The organism is Acidovorax sp. KPB24-03, from assembly GCF_057546605.1.
The window spans coordinates 1-1797 of record NZ_BAAJYR010000569.1; the positions used below are offsets into that span (position 1 = coordinate 1).

At 66.1% G+C, this 1797-nt stretch carries 2 protein-coding genes and 1 pseudogene; 2 read left to right on the plus strand and 1 reads right to left on the minus strand.

The genetic code is table 11. From position 1 onward, the window contains the following. Window positions 1-693, plus strand: a pseudogene (locus AC27KI_RS24025) (hypothetical protein); the annotation flags it as partial. Window positions 694-721: 28 nt separating this feature from the next. On the opposite strand, the gene AC27KI_RS24030 reads toward AC27KI_RS24025, so the two are convergent. Continuing rightward, window positions 722-1480, minus strand: a complete 759-nt coding sequence (locus tag AC27KI_RS24030; protein WP_487116244.1) for a M91 family zinc metallopeptidase — start codon at window positions 1478-1480, stop codon at window positions 722-724. Between the two features lie 20 nt (window positions 1481-1500). On the opposite strand from AC27KI_RS24030, the gene AC27KI_RS24035 reads away from it, so the two are divergent. Further along, window positions 1501-1797, plus strand: a 297-nt coding sequence (locus AC27KI_RS24035; RefSeq protein WP_487116246.1) for a condensation domain-containing protein, incomplete at its 3' end; no start/stop codon positions are given.

Consider the following 1797-nt stretch of genomic DNA (forward strand, 5'->3'; position numbering starts at 1 on the left):
GTGGAGGTGGACGTGTTCCACCACGCCAGCGAGAGCGTGGAGCGCTGGCAGGCGCGCCGCTGCATCGTGGCGCTGCCGGTCTTCGTCGCGGCGCGCGTGGTGCGCAACCCGCCCGGCTTCCTGCAGCAGGCGGCGCAGCGCCTGTCGTGGGCGCCCTGGCTGGTCGCCAACATCCACATCGACGCCCCGCTGGCCGACCGCGAAGGCGCGGCCCCCGCCTGGGACAACGTGCTCTACGCCGACCCTACGCCCGGCGGCCTGGGCTACGTGAACGCCGGCCACCAGCGGCTGGACCCGCGCCCGGCCGCCACCGTGCTCACCTACTACCAGGCGCTGGGCGACGTGGCCGATGGCCGCCGGCAGTTGGCGGAGCAACCCTGGGCGCACTGGCGCGACGCCATCCTCGCCGGGCTGGCCGCGCCGCACCCCGACCTGACCAAGCATGCGCGGCGCATGGAGATCACACGCTACGGCCATGCCATGTCGATCCCTTTGCCGGGCACCCAGGCGTTTCTCAGCAAAATCGCGCCGCAGCGACCGTCTGGCAAGCGCTATGCGCTATCGAACGGAGAGCGCGTACCCGTGCCGCCCACGCCCGGCACCGCGCGGCTGGCGTTCGCGCATGCGGACTGGTCGGGCTATTCGGTGTTCGAAGAGGCTTTCACGCGCGGGCACGCGGCGGCACTGGCCTGAGCGCTTTTCTCTGGCCCCCCTCTGTCCATCAATGGTCATCGGTAAAGCCGTGATAGCTCCTGCGCAGCGTCAGCCCATGTTCTCTTCGAATGGAGTTTTCTGAAGGGACTTCGTCGGCATAGGGTCCGACGCCGATCGTGCGCAACTCCACGGGCAGCAGCGCTTTCTCCAAAGGACGGTCCGAGCCCTGATGACCAGAGGTCGAGGTGTCTTCCGAGCGGTGTGGCTGAATGCCGTGCAGGCTGTCCCGCGCATGGATCATTTCGTGGCCGAGCGTTGCAACGTAATGGTCTGCGCTCAACTCGTACTCATCCGAGTCCTCGGATGAAAACTTCATGCTGATGTCTGGGTCGGTGCGGATCCAGACTTCGTCTGCGCCGGGAGTCTCCCTGCCGGGCATCGGGGCGGCCGCCACTTCGGGCATGAACGAATCGCCCGACGGACGGCGGCTCATGTAGCTGTCGATGTCGTCCCAATTGTCCATGGGCCGCAACTGCGTGTTGCCAGCGATCTGCTGGCAGGAAAGCGCTTGCGGCCAACCCCTTTGCGAAGGCGTCAGCACCACGCGCTTTCGGGGCGCCATGGTGGTGATGGATTCGATCTGCCGCAGCAGCGTGCGGCCGGAAGATTGGGACGCCAGTTGCTCCAGGGTTTCCTGGTTGCGGCGCAAGAAATCCTGGTTCTTGGCTTCAAGGGCTTCCACCTGCTGGAGGGTGCGAGCGCCCGCTTCCTGCGGCCGGGGCGTATGGATGTAGACACCGGGAAAATCCGTGCGGTGGATGGGCATGGGACACCTCCTGGCGGCGTTTGCGGAAAAGGGAAAGACGCTACCGGCATCCCGGTCACGCGCGGCACAACGAGCGCATGCGACGGGTTCCCGCCATGGTGGCGAATGCATTGCCGCTGCGCCTGTCCATGCGCCCTGACCTTTCCTTCCCTGAGCTCGTTCGCGAAGTGGGCCGCCAAATGCGCCAGATCCTGCGGCACCAGTGCTATCGCTACGAGACCCTGCGGGGTGATTTGAATCTTCTGCTGAACCACCGGCAACTCTTCACCACGGTCGTCAATGTGGAGCCTTTCGACTACGACTTCCGTTTTGCGGGG

What these genes read in the sequence shown, in the direction of transcription:
- AC27KI_RS24030 (WP_487116244.1), bottom strand. Translation starts at nt 1,480, where the DNA reads ATGCCCATCCACCGCACGGATTTTCCCGGTGTCTACATCCATACGCCC.